Annotated in this window: 17 protein-coding genes, 4 tRNA genes and 1 pseudogene; 2 read left to right on the top strand and 20 right to left on the bottom strand. The window is 59.3% G+C overall.

Translation table 11 applies throughout. The annotated features are described in order from the left end of the window. Window positions 1-17: 17 nt before the first annotated feature. From ABI_RS17555 to ABI_RS17600, 10 genes are all read right to left on the bottom strand, one after another. Window positions 18-94, bottom strand: a tRNA-Arg gene (locus ABI_RS17555). A 16-nt stretch (window positions 95-110) separates the two neighbouring features. Continuing rightward, window positions 111-416 carry an ETC complex I subunit gene (locus ABI_RS17560; RefSeq protein ID WP_006274398.1) on the bottom strand — a complete coding sequence of 102 codons (306 nt, stop codon included), beginning with the start codon at window positions 414-416 and terminating at the stop codon, window positions 111-113. 287 nt (window positions 417-703) lie between these two features. Next, window positions 704-780, bottom strand: a tRNA-Pro gene (locus tag ABI_RS17565). A gap of 24 nt (window positions 781-804) precedes the next feature. Then, a tRNA-Pro gene (locus ABI_RS17570) sits at window positions 805-881 on the bottom strand. 94 nt (window positions 882-975) lie between these two features. After that, window positions 976-1,371, bottom strand: a complete 396-nt coding sequence (locus ABI_RS17575) for a DUF192 domain-containing protein (protein ID WP_245531387.1) — start codon at window positions 1,369-1,371, stop codon at window positions 976-978. A gap of 236 nt (window positions 1,372-1,607) precedes the next feature. After that, on the bottom strand, window positions 1,608-2,171 hold the full coding sequence (locus ABI_RS17580) for a cold-shock protein (protein WP_006274400.1): 564 nt from the start codon (window positions 2,169-2,171) through the stop codon (window positions 1,608-1,610). Window positions 2,172-2,428: 257 nt separating this feature from the next. Beyond that, a tRNA-Glu gene (locus ABI_RS17585) sits at window positions 2,429-2,503 on the bottom strand. Window positions 2,504-2,589: 86 nt separating this feature from the next. Next, the gene (gene recJ, locus ABI_RS17590; protein WP_006274401.1) at window positions 2,590-4,446 is read right to left on the bottom strand and encodes a single-stranded-DNA-specific exonuclease RecJ; all 1,857 of its coding nucleotides are present in this window, start codon (window positions 4,444-4,446) and stop codon (window positions 2,590-2,592) included. A 31-nt stretch (window positions 4,447-4,477) separates the two neighbouring features. Continuing rightward, a complete protein-coding gene (gene glpX, locus ABI_RS17595) occupies window positions 4,478-5,452 on the bottom strand; it encodes a class II fructose-bisphosphatase (RefSeq protein WP_006274402.1) in 975 nt (324 codons plus the stop codon). Between the two features lie 166 nt (window positions 5,453-5,618). Continuing rightward, entirely contained in the window at window positions 5,619-6,062 is a 444-nt protein-coding gene (locus ABI_RS17600) for a hypothetical protein (protein WP_006274403.1), read from the bottom strand. A gap of 32 nt (window positions 6,063-6,094) precedes the next feature. Between ABI_RS17600 and ABI_RS25765 the strand changes: the two genes are divergently transcribed. Together ABI_RS25765 and phaC are read left to right on the top strand one after the other, a co-directional pair. Next, window positions 6,095-6,340 carry a hypothetical protein gene (locus ABI_RS25765; RefSeq protein ID WP_040309571.1) on the top strand — a complete coding sequence of 82 codons (246 nt, stop codon included), beginning with the start codon at window positions 6,095-6,097 and terminating at the stop codon, window positions 6,338-6,340. A 133-nt stretch (window positions 6,341-6,473) separates the two neighbouring features. Beyond that, window positions 6,474-8,249, top strand: coding sequence for a class I poly(R)-hydroxyalkanoic acid synthase (gene phaC, locus ABI_RS17610; protein ID WP_006274405.1), 1,776 nt, complete (start codon window positions 6,474-6,476; stop codon window positions 8,247-8,249). A gap of 313 nt (window positions 8,250-8,562) precedes the next feature. Here the strand turns inward: phaC and ABI_RS17615 are convergent, their stop codons facing one another. The 10 genes and pseudogenes from ABI_RS17615 to nuoH form a co-directional block, all read right to left on the bottom strand. Then, window positions 8,563-10,170 (bottom strand): ribonuclease J, encoded by a 1,608-nt coding sequence (locus ABI_RS17615; RefSeq protein WP_083811565.1) that lies wholly within the window; start codon window positions 10,168-10,170, stop codon window positions 8,563-8,565. A 63-nt stretch (window positions 10,171-10,233) separates the two neighbouring features. Then, entirely contained in the window at window positions 10,234-11,007 is a 774-nt protein-coding gene (locus tag ABI_RS17620; RefSeq protein WP_006274407.1) for a type III pantothenate kinase, read from the bottom strand. Window positions 11,008-11,026: 19 nt separating this feature from the next. Beyond that, the gene (locus tag ABI_RS17625; protein ID WP_006274408.1) at window positions 11,027-11,779 is read right to left on the bottom strand and encodes a biotin--[acetyl-CoA-carboxylase] ligase; all 753 of its coding nucleotides are present in this window, start codon (window positions 11,777-11,779) and stop codon (window positions 11,027-11,029) included. A gap of 11 nt (window positions 11,780-11,790) precedes the next feature. Next, window positions 11,791-13,224: an NADH-quinone oxidoreductase subunit NuoN gene (gene nuoN / locus ABI_RS17630; RefSeq protein WP_040309698.1), complete on the bottom strand. Its 1,434-nt coding sequence runs from the start codon at window positions 13,222-13,224 to the stop codon at window positions 11,791-11,793. A 14-nt stretch (window positions 13,225-13,238) separates the two neighbouring features. Beyond that, window positions 13,239-14,753, bottom strand: a complete 1,515-nt coding sequence (locus tag ABI_RS17635; RefSeq protein ID WP_006274410.1) for an NADH-quinone oxidoreductase subunit M — start codon at window positions 14,751-14,753, stop codon at window positions 13,239-13,241. 18 nt (window positions 14,754-14,771) lie between these two features. Beyond that, window positions 14,772-16,823, bottom strand: coding sequence for an NADH-quinone oxidoreductase subunit L (gene nuoL, locus ABI_RS17640; protein ID WP_006274411.1), 2,052 nt, complete (start codon window positions 16,821-16,823; stop codon window positions 14,772-14,774). Between the two features lie 117 nt (window positions 16,824-16,940). Next, window positions 16,941-17,249 (bottom strand): NADH-quinone oxidoreductase subunit NuoK, encoded by a 309-nt coding sequence (nuoK, locus tag ABI_RS17645; RefSeq protein WP_006274412.1) that lies wholly within the window; start codon window positions 17,247-17,249, stop codon window positions 16,941-16,943. Between the two features lie 14 nt (window positions 17,250-17,263). Continuing rightward, window positions 17,264-17,878, bottom strand: coding sequence for an NADH-quinone oxidoreductase subunit J (locus tag ABI_RS17650; protein ID WP_006274413.1), 615 nt, complete (start codon window positions 17,876-17,878; stop codon window positions 17,264-17,266). Between the two features lie 17 nt (window positions 17,879-17,895). Then, window positions 17,896-18,375: an NADH-quinone oxidoreductase subunit NuoI gene (nuoI, locus tag ABI_RS17655; RefSeq protein WP_006274414.1), complete on the bottom strand. Its 480-nt coding sequence runs from the start codon at window positions 18,373-18,375 to the stop codon at window positions 17,896-17,898. Between the two features lie 8 nt (window positions 18,376-18,383). Then, window positions 18,384-19,459 (bottom strand): annotated as a pseudogene (nuoH, locus tag ABI_RS17660) (NADH-quinone oxidoreductase subunit NuoH). Window positions 19,460-19,471 lie beyond the last annotated feature (12 nt).

Raw genomic sequence — 19,471 nt, forward strand, 5'->3', positions numbered from 1 at the left:
TGAGAGAGTCTTAACGGTGGCGACTCCGACAGGGCTCGAACCTGTAACCGTCCGCTTAGAAGGCGGATGCTCTATCCAGTTGAGCTACGGAGCCTCAAAACGTCAAAACGTCAGTGCGTCCAGCTTTGGCGGCGCGTATAGGCGAAGTTGTCAGCATAGGCCTTGATGATTTTCGGCGGCAGCTCGGGTTCGATCAAACGGAACGGAATTCCATGATGTTCGGCATAGGCCATTGCCTGGTCCTTGGTTTCGAACGTCAGTCGAATCTGCGCTTCCGTGTCCGCCGAAGACGACCAGCCCATCAAGGGATCCGGTGTCCGCGCCGACTTGGGCTCGAACTCCAAAATCCAGTCGTGCGTCTTGGCGCGGCCGGATTGCATGGCGGTTTTGGCAGGCTTGAAAATACGCGCGAACATGAAAGGCTCCGACAAAGAATCCTAAATGTGATTACTACACTATCCGACGCAGTTGCAATAAGGGGTGGAGGATAATGGGCGGTGCGAACCTTCTTATCCTCCTCCGCGTTGCCTGCTGGCAAGGCTGGAGACGAAGTGGGAGCCAAGACCTCGAAAGGCATCCATAACCGCAAGGTTATGCAAGAATGCGTCCTGTGCACCGCTAGGCGAGAGGATTGGCTCCGCCGGTTTCCTATCCCCTCACCCCGACCATTAAAAAAGCCACCCCGAAGAGTGGCCTTTTTTAGTGGTCGGGGCGAGAGGATTCGAACCTCCGGCCTTCTGCTCCCGAAGCAGACGCGCTACCAGGCTGCGCTACGCCCCGACACCTTAAATTCAATCTCAGCATTGGTCGGGGCGAGAGGATTTGAACCTCCGACCTGCTGCACCCAAAACAGCTGCGCTACCAGGCTGCGCTACACCCCGACGCTCTCAGCCGAGACTTGAGAGGCGCGCTACATGCCATTTTAGATCAGGGTCCGCAAGCCCCTTAAATGACGAAAAAGCGCGAATCGTCAGCTTATTGGAAAAACGGGTGGATAACCTGGTCACCGGGCTTAAGCCCCAACTTATCGCTCATTCCACCGCGTACTTCTAGCACGCCACTGGCCATGCCTTGAGACGGCAGAGGTGTGCGATCCAGCGGGCGGGCATTTTTCTGTATCGAAACGATTCGACCGTCCGGAGCGATATAGATGATATCGAGCGGTATCAGGGTGTTGTTCATCCAGAACGCACGCTCCGCCACGTCCTGGAATTCAAAGAGCATACCTTCATTGTCCGCCAACTTCGTTCGACACATCATGCCCTGGGCGCGGGTCTGGAAGTTCGCAGCGATTTCGACCGCGAACAGGCGCTTGCCCTTGGCGGACACGACTTCCAGCCGCTCTGGCGCTGTATAGGGGGAAATGTCCATGGTGCGGCATTGCGGTGGTGCGGCACCGATGGGTACAGCCGCTGGCGTCGAGGCCTGAACGCCACAGGCGCCCACCGCAACCGCTATCAATCCGAAAAGAACAACGAAACGTCCAGACATGGCCAACCCCATAATATGTCGCGACGAAATTGCCGCCGACGCATGGCCTTTTCAAGGCAAAAAGCGCGACAGAAGCCTGCCGCGCTTTTTTGTCGGTAATCGATACGAGTACTGACTTAGACCAGGGCTTTCGGATGAACTTCCGTCACGACCAGACCTTTGGGGCCCTCGCCGAAGCGCACCATAATCGTGTCACCCTGTTGTACATCTTCCAGGCCATAACGGCGCAGGGTTTCGATGTGTATGAATATGTCCGTGGGATCATTGCCGCGAACCACAAAGCCATAGCCCTTGGTACGGTTGAACCACTTGATGGTCGCCGCTTCGAGGTCGCCGACACGCATGCCTTCCGGCAAGGTGCGGCTGGATCGGGTGTGAGCGACATCACTGCGCACATGCGGCTGTTCCGCCGCCTGATCGAGATGGTCGATTTCGATGACCTGCCAGCCCTTGGATCGCTTGGCAATCTTGCAGGTAATCTTTGCGCCCTCATGTGCACTGTCACGACCCAGGTCGCGCAGGCTGGAGATGTGGAGCAGGACGTCGCGCGTGCTTGTCAGCGTGGCATCCTGTGGAACGATAAAGCCGTAACCCTTGGCGGCATCAAACCATTTTACATGACCTGAGATCGTTACTAACTCGTCGGCTTCGTTCTTGTTATTATAATCAAACAAACTCATCTATCCTCACCATGTCGCATGAAACTCAAGTGACATACGCAACCATAACACGGATATCTCGTTGTGGCATTCAAAAAGAGAGATATTTCGCAGTAATTGCGAATTTTAAGCCAAAAACTCACTTATAGCGAGTGGAATCTTATCGTGATCACGAGCTGAGACCGCTACCAGCCCCGGAAAACATGTGGATAACTTTCCCCGAACCCATCGGTGGGGAGGATTCAACGTCAAAATGAACGGAGAAAGCTGAGGTCTTGTGGCAGTCCCTAGGGGAGTCGAACCCCTCTCTTCAGGTTGAAAACCTGACGTCCTAACCGATAGACGAAGGGACCGCAATCAAGAGGTGCGCTTGTTACCCTTTCACATTTGGCGGTGCAAGCCCTATTTTAAAGTTATTCACAGTCCGTGAGAAAGTTTTTCAGACCAACGCAATGTCTTCAATCTCAAGCTGTATTCCGCGTCTCCCCATATAATCATCCGCCTTCAACCGCGCCAGGACATGAACCTTGCCCGATGGCCGCAACAGCGCGTCGCCTAAAGCTGTGCCTTCCGCGCGCCAGATAATTGCCTTCACCTTGGCGCCGCTGTCGTCCAGCAACTCGCACCGGACATGCCCTCCTTTCATCGCCTGCGCAAAAGCCACACGGACATCGGTAAAGGCGAGGAGCGGCTCCGGATTGCCCTGGCCGAACGGCGCCAGCAGATCGAATCGGTCGAATAGATCGCGCGACGCCGCCTTTAGAGACAGGGCTGCGTCGATTTCGACGGTCTCGACCTGATCGGCTTCGGCGACGTGAGTGTGAATATAGTCATTGAGAAACCGCCGTAAGTCGGCAATGCGATCACGTTCGACGCTCAACCCGGCGGCCATGGCGTGACCGCCACCCGACAACAGCAGACCTGATTCGAATGCCGCCCCCACGGCTTCGCCCAGATTGACTCCGGCCTGGGAGCGACCCGAACCCTTGCCCATGCCGCTGACCGGATCAACGCCTATAATAATGACCGGCCGGTGCCAGCGCTCACGCAGGCGCCCGGCAACGATGCCGATGACGCCGGGATGCCAGTCCTGGTGGGCAACGACAATCACAGGATCGTCGCTGGGCCACAGGCCCTGGTCTTCGGCGACGCGCGCGGCCTGCTCCAGTACCTGGGTTTCGACGTCACGGCGTAGTCGGTTCAGTTCGTCCAGTTCCTGAGCCAGGCTCGCGGCTTCGACCGGGTCGTCGGTCGACAAAAGACGTACGCCCAGGTCTGACCGCCCTACCCGCCCGCCGGCATTGATGCGGGGACCGATGACGAAACCGGAATGGAAGGTGCTCATCAGCTTGCCGGCCTCGCTGGCCGATCCGGCGATATCCATAAGCGCATTGATGCCGGGGTTTTTCCGCTGCGACATGATCTTCAGGCCCTGGGCGGCCAGAGCGCGATTGAACCCGGTCAGGGCCGTCACGTCGCAGATGGCACCCAAGGCCGACAGATCCAGCCATTGCATCAGGTCGGGCCGGCCGCGCCCCGCGAACAGTCCGCGTTTTTCGGCTTCTCGGTTCAGCGCTGCCAAGACAACAAACACCACACCGGCCGCGGCCAGATTGCCCTGAGCCGACGTACAGCCCGGCCGGTTGGGGTTGACGACCGCCAGGGCCCTGGGCGGATCCTCCCGCATCAGGTGGTGGTCGATGACCACGACATCCAGGCCGATCTCTGCGGCGTGATCCAGAGCACGGTGCGCCATCGCCCCGCAATCAACCGTAATCACCAGGTCGGCGCCTTGTCGCTTCAGAGTGTCGAAGGCGGCGTTGGACGGACCATAACCTTCCGTTACCCGGTCGGGCACATAGACGGTCAGATCGTGGCCCATATGCCGAAACCAGCGCACCAGTTGCGCCGCCGAGGTGGCGCCATCGACGTCATAGTCGGCAAAGACGCAGATCTTCGCTTTTGCCTGCAAAGCCTCCAGCATGGCTTCAACGGCACGGTCCATATCCATAAAGGAGGACGGATCCGGAAACAGAGCCTTCAATGTCGGATGTATAAAGGTGTCGAGCGAATCCGGGGTGATGCCGCGTCCGGCGATAAACCGGGCCAGTGGATCTAGAAAGGCAGGCTCGGCGACATTCATCAACCCGAGGCGCTGGGTGATCTCGCGCAGAGTTTCAGGTGCGACCTTTTGCGCAGCAAGCCGTTCGCTCCAACCCCGACCGGTCAGGGAAGCGGTGACGCCGAGATAAGGTTCGGACACTTTGGATGGATCGAGGACGGCGGACAGACTCATCGAGGGAATCTGTCACGCCGGCCGAAGGGTATCAAGCCTTAAGGGGGCGCCGCATCGAAAGCTTGCGCACGGTGCCCGTCTTGGAAATCATCACCAGGCTTTCTGTCGTGACGAAAACCTCACCCTTGGTGGTCACTTCCTTGCGCACACCGTTCAGTAAGGCCCCCTGTGTCACGCCCGTCGCGATGAAGACGGCATCACTGCTGACCAGATCGTCGAGGTCGTATTTGCGATCGAAGTCGGTCAAACCCAGGCGTTCGGCGCGGGCGCGTTCGTCAGCATTGCGAAACACCAGTCGACCCTGGAACTGGCCACCGACGCATTTCAGCGCGGCGCAGGCCAGGACGCCTTCTGGGGCGCCGCCTTGTCCCATATAGATGTCGATGCCGGTTTCCGGCTGAGCCGTATGAATGACGCCGGCGACATCTCCATCGGTGATCAGGTGAACGCGTGCGCCGGCCTTGCGCAGCGACGTGATAATGCCGTCGTGACGCGGACGATCCAGCACGCAGGCAACAATTTCAGAAACATCGACGCCCTTCGCCTTCGCCAGTGCGCGGACATTCTCCTCCGGCGTCGCGTCCAGGTCGACAATACCCTTGGCGTACCCCGGCCCGATGGCCAGCTTGTCCATATAGGTGTCGGGCGCATGCAGCATGCCGCCGCGCGGGGCAAAGGCGATGACGGCGAGCGAATTGGCCATGGCCTTGGCGGCCAGGGTCGTGCCTTCCAAAGGATCCAGCGCGATGTCGATCTGCGGCCCGTTGCCGGTCCCGACCTTCTCACCGATATAGAGCATCGGGGCTTCGTCGCGCTCACCTTCGCCGATGACGATCCGGCCATCCATTTCGATGGCGTTGAGCGCGCGACGCATGGCATCGACTGCGGCCTGGTCAGCGGCCTTTTCATCGCCGCCGCCGACACAGGAATAGGCAGCGATGGCGGCTTCTTCGGCGACACGAACAATATCAAGACTGAGATCGAATCCGGAAGCTGTGTTTGACATATTTTTCGAAATTTCAAGGGTTTCTGGCATTTGGCTATCTTCTGGCTTGAAGTTTTACGGCACGACAATTTGATTGTTTTGCATCGCGTCCGGCGCGGGAACTAAAAACGTCACGGCGCAAGCCGTGTATCAGACTGGCTCCGCCTTGAACAGCCTTGCCGTAAGGTCAATCGGCCACGGGCGGCGGGACGGCGCGGCGGCGCAAACCCTCAGCGAGACGCTCGATATCTTCGACCGACATGACGGCGTCGACGGGCTTGAGATAGACAGGGTTGATCCGGGCAATGGCGGCGGCAGCGTAAGGTTCGGGTTGCTCCTTATCCCAGACAAGGGCCCTCACCTCGGTCGCCAGCTTGTCTGACGCCGCAGTCTGGGTTTTAACGCGCTGGCCGAATTGCGCAACCGTCGGAATATCTGCGGGCGGGGTCGGGAATTGCGACCATTTGGGAATGCCGGCTGCGACCGCACTGTGCGACGGCGTGACATTCGGCAGGGGCGCCAGCGGACGCTGCGCTGCTGACTCGGCCGATTCTTGTGCCTGTGAGACCCCAGCAACAGTCAAGACGCCCGCCGCCAGGCCTAAGCACCGCATCCAAACCGGCAGGATCATGACAAATGTCTCCGTATTGACGACAGGGCGCATTGGCCACCCGTGCGGCGCATCATGAGCAAAATTCTACGCCCGTGAACAGACTTACGACAACAAAAATAATATTTGAGTGGATTTGCAGCGCGATTTACCGCACTGCAAGCGCTCCGGACGGCCTCAATAAAGGCGAGGATGCGCATGAGCAAGACCCCAAAAACCCCAGCATCAACCAAGACTTCGGCGAAAACTCCAGTCAAGAAGGCAGCCGCAAAGGCGCCTACCGCAAAGACGCCTTCTGAGAAGGTGAAACCCGAGACTGTCAAGCAGAAGCCGGCGCCGAAACCCGAATCCATAAAGGTAGCCCCCCAGCCAGAGGCTCCCAAGCCACAATCCCAACCGCGCGCCAAACCCGAATCGCGGGCTGAAACACCAATGTTCGACGCGGAAAACGTCCGTCGTCTCGAAGAACTTTCGGTCAATATCGCACGGGCGACCATGACCGCCCAGACCGTCCTGGCCCGGACCGTCATGAAACAGCCTGATATGGAAGCCGTCGGCGCACCTACCGATCCGTTCCAGGTCGGCCCGGCCATGACCGAGGTGATGAAGTCCCTGGCAACCCGCCCCGAAAAGGTGGTCGAAGCCCAGAGCGACTTGCTCAACGGTTATCTCGAACTCTGGGGCCAAATGGCGCGCCGCTCCCTGGGCGTTACAGATGAGAAGGCCGCCGTCAAAGACAAGCGCTTCTCCGATCCACGGTGGGAGCAGAACCTGGTCTTCGACATGATGCGCCAGTCCTACCTGCTGTCGTCCAATTGGTTGAACAAGTTGATCGGCAGCGTCGACGACATCGATCCTCTGGTCAAACGCCGCGCTGAGTTCTTTACCAAACTGCTCACCGACGCCATGTCGCCAGCCAACTTCCTGCTGACCAATCCGGTAGCGATCGACACCCTCGTTAGTTCCAAGGGCGAAACCCTGGTCAAGGGGATGCAGATGTTCGCTGACGACCTGGCGCGCGGCGACGGAAAGCTCAAGATTAGCCAGGCCGACTACAGCCGCTTCAAGGTGGGCGAAAACGTCGCCACAACACCGGGCAAGGTCGTCTACCGCGGGGACTTTTTCGAGCTTTTGCAATATACCCCGACGACCGAGCAGGTTTATGAAATCCCGCTACTGATCTTCCCGCCGTGGATCAACAAGTTCTATATCCTGGACCTTCAGGCCAAGAACTCTATGATCAAGTGGCTGGTGGACCAGGGTTTCAGCGTCTTCGTAGTCTCGTGGGTCAATCCCGATATCTCAATGAAGGACGTCACCTTCGAAGACTATATGTTTGGCGGCATCTACGAGGCCACGCAAAAGGTCAAGGCGCAGACCGGCGCCAAAACCGTCAACACGGTCGGCTATTGCATCGGGGGCACGCTTCTGGGCTGCGCCCTCGCCCACATGGCCGATAAAGGCGATAGCTCCATCAATTCGGCGACCTTCTTTACCGCCCAGCATGACTTTACCGAGGCCGGGGATTTGTTGCTGTTCACATCGGAGCCCTGGCTGAAAGAGTTGGAACGCCAGATGGACGCCGCCGGCGGTGTGCTGCCGGGTTCGGCCATGGCCGACACCTTCAATTCCCTGCGCGCCAATGACCTGGTATGGTCTTTCTTCGTCAGCAACTATCTGCTGGGCAAGGATCTTACGCCCTTCGACCTTTTGTGCTGGAACGGCGACCAGACGCGCATGCCCAAGGCGCTGCACATCTTCTACCTGCGTACCTTTTACGGCCACAATGCTCTGTCCAAGGGTGAGTTGACCCTGGGCGGGGTTAAACTTGACCTGAAAAAGGTCAAGGTGCCGATCTACGAACAGGCCGGCCGCGAGGACCACATCGCCCCGCCGGGATCCGTCTACAAGGGCTCCAAGCTGTTCGGCGGTCCGGTGACCTATATGATGGCGGGTTCGGGTCACATTGCCGGCGTCGTCAATCCGCCGGCGGCGCAGAAATATATGCACTGGCTGAATGACGCGCACCCGGACACCCTGGAAGCTTGGTTGGCTGGCGCCACCGAACATCCCGGTTCGTGGTGGCCGCACTGGGCTGGTTGGCTCGGCAAACTGTCGGGCGAAAAGATTGCGCCCCGTGACCCGGCCAAGGGACATTTCAAAGTCCTCGGCGATGCGCCAGGCACCTACGTCTTGGTTAAATCCTGATCGAGAGGCGAAAAACTCGCTGGCGGGAAGAAGTTAATGAATCCAATTGGTTGAAATGGAACTCCGACGGTTTTGGTTCCATTTCAACCGACACTTTCGGCAATTTAATCAACGTTGAAATATGGTGGATATCATTCGAAAAGCTCCACATAATCAATAAGATATATGGTTAATATGCATTAACGAATGAGCTTAACCCAACCCCGCCAGTCTTCAGTAATCAACATTGATGGCCTGGCCCAAATTCCCCTCTGGCGCCCGCAATTTCCGGTCGTTCCCCTCGCCGGGGATTTCACGCCAGGCGCGAAACGCTTCAGGTGCGCAGAATGATGGTCTCGACGATCGGGCGGCGGTCCCAGATCGCCTGGGCAGCTTTTTTGACAACCCGCGCCACCACGGTTTCGACCGTTTCATCGTCGTCGCGCGCTTCGTTCGGCATGGCCTTTAGCGCCTTCTCGACAGTGGCACACAGCGACTCCAGTTGGTCCGAGATGGTGTCTTCGTTTTCGAACGCCAGCCCCAGACCGCGGACATCGACGATCGATGCCAGTTGATTCTTGCTGTTCAAGGCGAAGGCCACGAAGATCATGCCGTTATGGGCGGCATGGCGGCGTTCGCGCAGAGCCTCCGACGCTTCCGGCACCAACATGCCACCGTCGACAAAGAGTCGGCCCGACGGAACCTCATCGATAATCTCCGGCAAGCCGGGCGCGAGACGAACCATGTCGCCATTGCGCGGAGTTACCTGGCGCGGGACGCCCAGTTCGGCGGCAAGAGCGGCATGCTTCAGAAGATGGCGGCGTTCACCATGGGTCGGCACCGAGATAGCGGGCCGCACCCATTGGTACATGTCCTTCAGTTCTTCACGGCACGGGTGACCGGACACGTGGATGCCGGGGTGATCACGTTCGGTGTGAATCTCGACACCCAGATCCGACAGACGGTTCTGCAGCGAGCGAATGGCAATTTCATTGCCGGGAATGACGCGCGACGAGAAGACGCAAACATCGCCTTCTTTCAGCTTCACCTGCGGGTGGTTGCCGTCGGCGATCCGCGATAGGGCAGCGCGCGGCTCCCCCTGCGAACCCGTGCACAGGTACAAGACCTGGTGCGGCTTGAAATTGGCGGCCTCACCTTCCGAAATCGGATCGGGAATCCCCTGCAACAAACCAACATGCCGCGACGCCGCCAGCATGCGATGCATCGACCGGCCGACCAGACACACCTGGCGCTTGCAGGCCATGGCGGCGCGCATCACCGAATCCATCCGTGCCACATTCGATGCGAAACAGGCCACGGCGACGCGCTTCTTGAAGGTACGGATCAGCTTTTCCAGCTCTTCGCGCACCCCGGCTTCCGAACCGGCCCGGCCTTCGACAAAGACATTGGTCGAATCGCACACCATGGCCAGCACGCCCTGGTCGCCCAGGCGTTTCAGTTCGGCAATGTCCGTTGGCTGGCCGGTGATCGGCTCTTCGTCGATCTTCCAGTCGCCGGTATGCAGGATCGTACCCAGCGGCGTCTTGATCGCCAGGCCATTGGGCTCAGGGATGGAGTGGGTTATCGTAATATAATCAATATCGAATGGTCCCAACTTCACGTTACCGTTCAACGGAACTTCGGTGATGTCGGCGTCGTCGACGCCGGCCTCACGCAGCTTCTCGCGGATCAGGAAGGCCGTGAAAGGCGTGGCAAACACCGGCGCCTTGATCTTGTCCCAAAGCCAGCCCAGGGCGCCGATATGGTCCTCGTGGGCATGGGTCAGAACGATGCCCAGGAGGTTTTCACCCACCAGAAATTCCGGGTCTGGAGCAATTACCTCGATGCCCGGTGTGGTCAGATCGCCGAACGTCACGCCGACATCGACGATAATCCATTGGCGGTCATCCGCCGGTCCGAACCCGTACAGGTTCAGGTTCATGCCGATTTCGTTCGAGCCGCCCAGCGGCAGGAACACCAGTTCGTTTTGTTTTTTTTTGCATAATCAGCTATGTGACAAGGTACGCTTATAGATTTCGAGGAGGCCGCGCAGAGTAAGGTCATGATCGAAATGATCAATCTTCTCCGTTGCACCTTCAAACAAGGACGCTACCCCACCGGTGGCAATGACGCTCATCTTCTGGCCGTATTCGGCCTCAATAGCGATGATGAGGTATTCAATCAAGCCGACATATCCCCAAAAGATGCCGGACTGCATGGCGCTGACCGTATCCTTGCCGATTTTGCGCGCCGGACGCTCGATGGCAACCCGTGGAAGCTTCGCTGCCGCCGCGTGCAAGGCCTGGAGCGACAGGTTGATTCCTGGCGCGATCGCTCCGCCTTCATAGCCGCCATCGGCCGCCACGACATCGAAGGTGGTGGCTGTGCCAGAGTCGATGATCAGCAACGGTCCGCCGTAGGTAATGTAGCCGCCAATGGCATTGACCAGGCGATCGGCGCCGGCTTCGCGCGGTTTGTCGATGCGGATGTCGAGGTTCAAAATCGTATTTTCGCCAACCACATACGGTGTTTTGTTAAAGTATCGCTGCGCGAGTTTGCGCAGGTTAAACAGGGACTGCGGAACGACGGAGGAGATGATGCAGTCGTCGATCTGCTTGAGGTCGAGACCATGCATCTGCATTAGCTGATATAGCCAGGCGGCATACTCATCGGCCGTGCGCCGGGTCTCCGTCGCCACCCGCCATTGCGCCACCCAGTCGGTGCCGTCATGGATGGCAAACAGCGTATTGGTGTTGCCCTGTTCAATGGCCAGCAGCATGCGGCCTCTCCATAAATATTTATTGTTTAAGCGCGCCGTATTCGACGTCGCCACCGGTGACGGTATAGATCTGGCCGTCACCTGCCCGCACCTGCAGTCCGCCGAATTCGTCGAGTCCGACTATATCACCGCTGACCTTGACGCCATCGACGGTGACGCTGACGACGCGATCGCGGCCATAGGCGCGCTTAAGCCACGCCTTGGCAATGTCACTGAAGGCCTTGTTGCGCCACAGATCGAGAACGCCGTCGAGATGGCCGTTCAACTTATGCAGCATGCCGACGGCATCCAGGGTGCGCACGGCATCCGGGTTGATCTCCTTCAAGGCCACCGTCAGATAGCCCTCGAGGATCGGGGCGACCCGCAGGTTCATGCCGATACCAATGACGATGCCCAGGGAGTCAGGTTCTTGCGACGCCTCCGTCTGGACCAGGATGCCGCACAGTTTACGCCCGCGGTGTAGTATATCGTTGGGCCATTTTATGCGCATCGAAGCGTCGGTATCGTGGATCAGCGGCCGCAGCATCTCATAGACCGCCAGGGCTGTGACGAAACTGAGTTGCGGAGCGCGGCGGACATCCAGAGGCATGGCGTCCCAGCGTGATGCCATGAAGTTACCCTTCTGGCCAATCCAGCCGCGGCCGTGGCGGCCTATGCCCTTGGTCTGCTCCCGGGCCAGGATCCAGCCTGGACCTTTGCGACCGGCACGCAGTCGGGACAAGGCCAGGTCCTGGGTCGATGGCAGGGTATCGAAGATCTCGAAATCGGCCACCGAACGCTGACCTAATGCGCGCCGAAGCCGACAACCGCCGCGGCTGCCAGCACGGAGCCGAAGATGAGGAAAACGATCGCGCCCGGGAAGGAGAAGGCCGCCGAAGCCAGGGCAATCCACCGCGTTTCCAGCGGCGCCTTACCGAATTCCACAACCGGCGCATCAAACCACATGAGTTTGATCAGACGCAGATAATAGAAGGCAGCGATGACGGATGCCACCAGGCCGGCGACGGCAAACCAGATCAGATCACTGCTCAGCGCAGCGCCGAAGACAAAGTACTTGCTCCAGAACCCTCCGAAGGGCGGCATGCCCAGAACCGACAGCGCCAGGATGGTGATCGCGATGGCGATCGGCATATTGACCTTGGCCAGGCCGGCGAACTGATCGATGCGGGTGACAGGCTCGCCATCCTTTCGTTGCAATGACATCTGGGCGGCAAACAGGCCAAGACTGTCGACCATGTACAGAGCAAAGAACATCAGCAGTGCCTGGATGCCCTGGGTCGTACCTGCGGCGATGGCCAGCAGGGCGTAACCCATATTGGCAATCGATGAATAGGCCAGCAGCCGCTTGAAGTCCTTCTGCATCAGGCCGCCAAGGCCGCCGACGGCAAAGCTGAGGACCGCGAGGACCAGCAGTACCTGACGCCACTGATCGATTTCGGTCAGGAAGGCGGTCTCCAGCACGCGGGCCAACAGGATCATGGCTGCGAACTTGGGCGCGCCGGCAAAGAAGGCGACGACCGGAGTCGGTGCGCCTTCGTAGACATCCGGCGTCCACATGTGGAAGGGCGCAGCCGATACCTTAAAGGCCAGGCCCGAAATCACGAACACCAAGCCGAAGATTAGGCCGACATTCATATTGTCATTGGCCGCGGCGGCGATGTCGGTGAAGTACATCGAGCCCGCAAAGCCATAGACCAGCGAGGCGCCATACAGCAGCAGGCCTGACGCGAGCGCGCCAAGGACGAAATACTTCAGGCCGGCTTCCGAGGACTTGGCGTCGTCGCGGCGAAAGGCCGCCAGGACGTACAGGGCCAGGGATTGCAGTTCCAGCCCGACATAAAGCGCGATCAGGTCACCAGCGGAAACCATGATGCTCATGCCGAGCGTCGCCAGCAGGATCAGGATGGGGAATTCGAAGCGTCGGTTGTTCAGCCGGTCGAAATAGCCCTGCCCCAAGACGATGATGAAGGCCGAGGCGATGTACATCGCCACCTTGGCGAAGACCGAGACGCCGTCCGAGACGAACGAGCCGGAAAAGGCCGTGCCCAGCGGCGACCACGCCGCCGCGAAGGCCGCGCCGATCAGGGCTGCCCCGCACAGGGCGCTGATCGAGGTCATGCCCTTGTCGCCCCGGAAGGCGCCGAAGACGAGGATCAGGATCGCACTGAGCCCGAGGATGGTTTCGGGTAGTGCTTCATTGAAAGCCGGAAAGTCCATAGCCAGATCCATCCTCATCCGCCGATAGCGGCCTGATAGGCTTTAACAAGCCCATCGACGCTGGCCGTGGTGAAGTCAAAAACGAAGGCTGGATAGATACCCAGCACCAGTGTGCCGATAATCAGCGGCGTGAAGATCGCAATCTCACGTGCATCGACATCGGGATATTTTTTCAGTTCGTCATTGGTGACGACGCCGAACATCACGCGCTTATAGAGGTTCAGGGCATAGACCGCCGAGAAGATGACGCCTGAAGCCGACACGAGCGCGACCCAGGTGCCCCAGTCATAGGCGCCGGTCATGGTGGCGATTTCACCGATGAAGCCCGACGTTCCCGGCAGGCCAACATTGGCCATGGTGAACAGCAAGAAGATGAAGGCGAAGTGCGGCATCAGCTTGGTCAGGCCGCCGTAGAAGGCGATCTCACGCGTATGCCAGCGATCATAGACCACCCCGACGCATAGGAAGAGAGCGCCCGAGATCAGGCCGTGGCTGATCATCTGGAAGATGGCGCCTTCGACCCCTAACTGGTTGCCGGCAAAGATACCCATGGTCACAAAGCCCATGTGGGCGACCGAGGAATAGGCGATCAGTTTTTTGATGTCGGTCTGGCGGAAAGCGACGAGCGAGGTATAGACCACGGCGATGACCGACAGGATCATGACCAGCGGCGCGAACATCTCCGAAGCCTGCGGGAACATCGGCAGGTTGAAGCGGATAAAGCCGTAGCCGCCGAGCTTCAGCAGGATGCCGGCCAGCATGACCGAACCGGCTGTCGGCGCCTGGACGTGGGCATCGGGCAACCAGGTATGGACGGGCCACATCGGCATCTTGACCGCGAACGACGCGAAGAAGGCGAACCACAGGAAGCCCTGAACATCGACCGGGAAAGGCGTCTCGGTCAGGAGGCGGGTCATTTCCGGGATGTTGGCAGTGCCCAACTTGTTGACCATGTAGAGCATGGCCGCCAGCATCAGGACGGATCCCAGCAGGGTATAGAGGAAGAACTTGTAGGCCGCATAGACCCGGTCCTTGCCGCCCCAGATGCCGATGATCAGGAACATCGGCACCAGGCCACCTTCGAAGAAGATGTAGAACAGGAAGATGTCCAGCGAGGTGAAGACGCCGATGACCAGCGTCTCGAGCAGCAGGAAAGCGACCATATATTCGGTGACGCGCTGGGTGATCGAGGTCCACGAGGCAGCGATACAGATCGGCATCAGGAAGGCCGTCAGGGCGACGAACAGGATTGAAATGCCGTCGACGCCCATATGGTACGAAACCGGCCCGAACCACGTATAGTGCTCTTCGAACTGATAAGCGGGACTGGCGCCGTTGAACTGCAGCAACATGACAACCGACAGGGCCAGGGTGACCAGAGTGGTCCACAGGCTGATCCATTTGGCGTTGCGGGCAATGACGGCCTCGTCGTCCCGGCGCGACAGGGCGCGCAGGATCATGATCACCGCCGCGCCGAACAGGGGCGCGAAGGTGACGATGCTGAGGAGGTTGGGAATGGCAGGTAGCATTGTGTGTTCCGTCTCCCCTTAATGCGCCAGCCCGAAGACAGCCCAGGTAAGCAGGCCGACAACGCCGAGGAACATGAAGAAGGCATAGTGATAGACGTAGCCGGTCTGGGTCTTGACCAGATTCTTGGCCGACTTCAATGCCGTCCAGGCAACGCCGTTAGGGCCGAGGCCGTCGATGATCTTGACGTCGCCAATCTTCCAGAAGACATCGCCCAGCCATTTGGTCAGCTTGACAAAGGTGGCCTGGTAGATCTCGTCGAAAAACCACTTGTTGTACAGGAAGGTCCAGATCGGCCCTTCGTTCGCCGCCATCTTTTTGGGCAGCGACGGACGGTGCAGGTAATAGTACCAGGCCAGAGCCAGGCCCAGCAGGGTCACGACCAGCGGAGCCAGCTTCACCCATACCTCTTTGATATTGTGGGCCTCGTGCATGACGTGGTTGTCGGAAGCCGTCTGGATCGCATTGCCCCAGAAGGCGTGTGCGTGTTCGCCGATAAAGTAAGGCGCGAACACGAACCCGGCCGCCACTGCGCCGACAGCCAGCAGGATCAGCGGTACTAGCATGATCCACGGGCTTTCATGCGGCGTGTGCGCATGGCCGTGGCCGTGGTCATGGTCGTCGTGGCCTTTGGCGTGATCGTCATGGCCATGAGAGTCGTGACCGTGCGCGTGATCATCGTGACCATGGTCCCACGTCTTCTTGCCATGGAAGGTCATGAAGATCAGACGGAAGCTGTAGAAGGACGTCAGCAGCGCAGCGAGAATACCCATCCAGAAGGCGAACATGCCTTGCGCCGTGCCATGCATGACCCAGGCGGATTCGATAATGGCGTCCTTGGAGAAGAAGCCGGCGAAGCCGATTTCGGTATAGGGAATACCCAGGCCGGTAATGGCGATCGTGCCGATGGTCATGACGGCGTAGGTGACCGGCAGGTACTTGTACAGCCCGCCCATCTTTCGCATGTCCTGTTCGTGGTGCATGCCGTGGATGACCGAACCGGCGCCCAGGAACAGCAGCGCTTTGAAGAAGGCGTGGGTGAACAGGTGGAACATGGCCGCCTGATAGGCCCCTACCCCGGCCGCGAAGAACATGTAGCCCAGTTGCGAACAGGTCGAATAGGCGATAACGCGCTTGATGTCGTTCTGAGTAAAACCGATCGACGCCGCGAAGATGGCGGTGATGGCGCCGATATAGGCGACGATCATCTTGGCTTGCGGCGCTTGTTCGAACAACGGCGACAGAAGGCACACCATATAGACGCCGGCGGTCACCATGGTGGCGGCATGGATCAGCGCCGACACGGGAGTCGGGCCTTCCATGGCGTCCGGCAGCCAGGTGTGCAGGAAGAACTGCGCCGACTTGCCCATGGCGCCGATGAACAGCAGGAAGGCCGCCAGATCCAGGGCCGAGAAGTACATGCCTGCGAATTCCCAGGCTTGGCCCTTCTGGTTGGCCAGCAACGGGAACAGCTCACCAAAATTGATGGTGCCAAACTGCCAGTAGATGGTCATGATGCCCAGGGCGAAGCCGAAGTCACCAACGCGGTTGACGACAAAAGCCTTGATGGCGGCCGAGCTGGCGCTGTCTTTCTGGAACCAGAAGCCGATCAGCAGATAGGATGCCAGCCCAACCCCTTCCCAGCCGAAGAATAGCTGCATGAAGTCGGCGGCGGTCACCAGCATCAGCATGGCGAAGGTGAACAGCGACAGGTAGCTGAAGAAACGCGGCCGCGAGTCGTCCTCGGACATGTACCCCCACGAATAGAGGTGGACCAGCGAGGACACGGACGTCACAACGACGAGCATGGTGGCCGACAGAGCGTCGATGCGGATGGACCAGGCTGACTTGAAATCACCGATATTGATGAAGTCGAGCAGCTTGACCGTAAAATCTGGCATACCGCCCCAGGTGTGCTGGATAAAGGTATACCAGCCCAGGACACAGGACAGGAAGAGCAGGCCCGTTGTGACGGCCTGCGAAGGAATATTGCCGATGCGGCGGCCGAAGAAGCCGGCAATGGCGGCGCCGACGATCGGCGCCATCACACAAAGGGTCACGATGGTCGCCATGCCCTCGGGCGGCGCGGCGGCTATGGCGCCGGCAACCGCATGGGTTGCCTCGGCGGCATGTCCGGCCCCGTGCGCGGCGGGTGCGGCGTGAGCGGCGGTCTCGAAAAGCACGACGACCTATCCTTTCATCATGCTGGCGTCATCGACGGCGATATCGCCGCGATTACGGAAGAAGGTCACAAGGATCGCCAGGCCGACGGCGGCTTCGGCCGCGGCGACGGTGAGGACGAACATCGCCATCACTTGGCCCTGCACGTTGTGCAGGTAGCTGGAAAAGGCGACAAAATTGATGTTCACCGACAAGAGTATGAGTTCCACAGACATCAGGATAATGATGATGTTGCGTCGGTTCACGAAGATACCGAACACTCCGATGGTGAACAGGATGGCCGAGACGGTCAGATAGTGGACCAGGCCGATGGTCATGGGTTCGACGGCGGTCATTCCTGAATTCCTTCTCCGGTCTTGGCCGGGACGACGGCAACCGCATCCTTGCGGCGGCGCGTAACCTGCTTGTAAATGTCCTGGCGCTTGACGTAGGTACGGTGGCGCAGGGTCAGGACGATGGCCCCGATCATAGCGACCAGCAGAACAAAGCCGGCCGCTTCGAAGACGTAGGCATAGGTAGTGTACAGCTCCAGGCCGATGGTCTGGATGTTGGTCGCGTCCGGCCGCGCCGCCTGAGGCGCGTTGCCGGCGGCAGCGCCGCGTCCGGCCACGGCCCAGCCGACAAAGATCAGCTCGAAGGCCAGGATACCGGCAACGACGGCGCCCGGCGCCAGATAGTTGGCAAAGCCCTGACGCAGCTTGATGAAGTCGACGTCGAGCATCATCACCACGAACAGGAACAACACCGCCACGGCGCCGACATAGACGACGATCAGCAGCATGGCCAGGAATTCTGCCCCGAGAAGAACGAACAGGCCGGCCGCCGAGAAGAAAGCCAGGATCAGGTATAGGACGCTGTGCACGGGGTTGCGCGCCGTGACGACCAGCAGGCCGGCTACGAGCGTTACCGCCGCCATCAGGTAAAAAGCGATTGCCATCAAGGTCATGTGTCTAAATCCTCACCTTACCTGTAGGGCGCGTCAAGTTCGAGGGCGCGGGCAATTTCGCGCTCCCAGCGGTCACCGTTAGCCAGCAGACGGTCCTTGTCGTACAGCAGCTCTTCGCGCGTATCGGTCGAGAACTCGAAGTTCGGTCCTTCGACAATAGCGTCGACCGGGCAGGCCTCCTGACACAGGCCGCAATAGATGCACTTCACCATGTCGATGTCGTAGCGCGTCGTGCGACGTGAACCGTCATCGCGCGGTTCTGCCTCGATAGTGATGGCCTGGGCCGGGCAGATGGCTTCGCACAGCTTGCAGGCAATGCAGCGTTCTTCGCCATTGGCATAGCGGCGCAGTGCGTGCTCACCGCGGAAACGCGGCGAGATCGGCCCCTTCTCGAAGGGATAGTTGATGGTCGCCTTGTGGCGGAACATATATTTGACAGCCAGGAAGGTCGCGCCGACAAAGTCGAGCAGCAGCGCCGCCTTGATGCCATTGAGCATGCGGGAAATCACAGGGCGCCTCCATAAACGCGGTAAGCAGCGATAATGACCACGGCGACCAGCGACAGCGGCAGGAAGACCTTCCAGCCGAGACGCATCAACTGGTCGTAGCGGTAGCGCGGCACGATCGCCTTGACCAGGGCGAACATGATGAACCAGAACACGACCTTGCCGATAAAGGTCAGCAGATAGACGACCGACTCCAGCCAAGCCGGCATGCCCAGTCCGTCGATCGGGAACGGCAGATACCAGCCACCGAAGAACAGGATGGTGATCATGGCGCACATCAGCACGATGTTGGCGTATTCACCGATCATGAACAGCAGGTAGGGGGTCGAGGAGTATTCAACCTGATAGCCGGCCACCAGTTCCGATTCCGCCTCCGGGAGGTCGAACGGCGGGCGGTTGGTTTCGGCCAGTGCCGATATGAAGAACATGACCATGATCGGGAACATGACCGCCAGAGGGATCAAGCCCTTGATCGAGGTCAGGTTGCCGCCCAGGAAGTTCCAGTTCCAGATACCGGCCTTCTGGTGGTTGACGATGTCGCTCAGGTTCATCGAACCCGTCAGCAGGATCACCGTGACCAGGATAAACCCGATCGACACTTCGTAGGACACCATCTGAGCCGCCGAACGCAGGCCACCCAGGAAGGGATATTTCGAGTTCGACGCCCAGCCCCCCATGATAATGCCGTAGACACCCAGCGACGAAATCCCCAGCAGGTACAGCACGCCGACATTGATGTCCGAGACCACCCAACCGGGGGCGAAGGGAATGACGGCCCACGCCGCGAAGGCCAGGACAAAGGAAATCAGAGGCGCCAGAAGGAAGACGGTCTTGTCGGCCCCCGCCGGAATGATCACTTCCTTGAAGACGAACTTGAAGAAGTCGGCAAACGACTGAAACAGACCGAACGGACCGACGACGTTGGGCCCCTTTCGCATCTGCACGCCGGCCCACACCTTGCGGTCCCCCACAGCAGAAAGGCCAGGGACACCATAACGCCCATGATGACAGCCAGCGCCTGAAGCACTGTAATGATCGTCCAGCCGATCGGTCCTGCCCAAAAATTAGCATCCATAGTCCAGGTTCC

This window comes from Asticcacaulis biprosthecium C19 (assembly GCF_000204015.1).
Classification (GTDB): Bacteria; Pseudomonadota; Alphaproteobacteria; order Caulobacterales; family Caulobacteraceae; genus Asticcacaulis; species Asticcacaulis biprosthecius.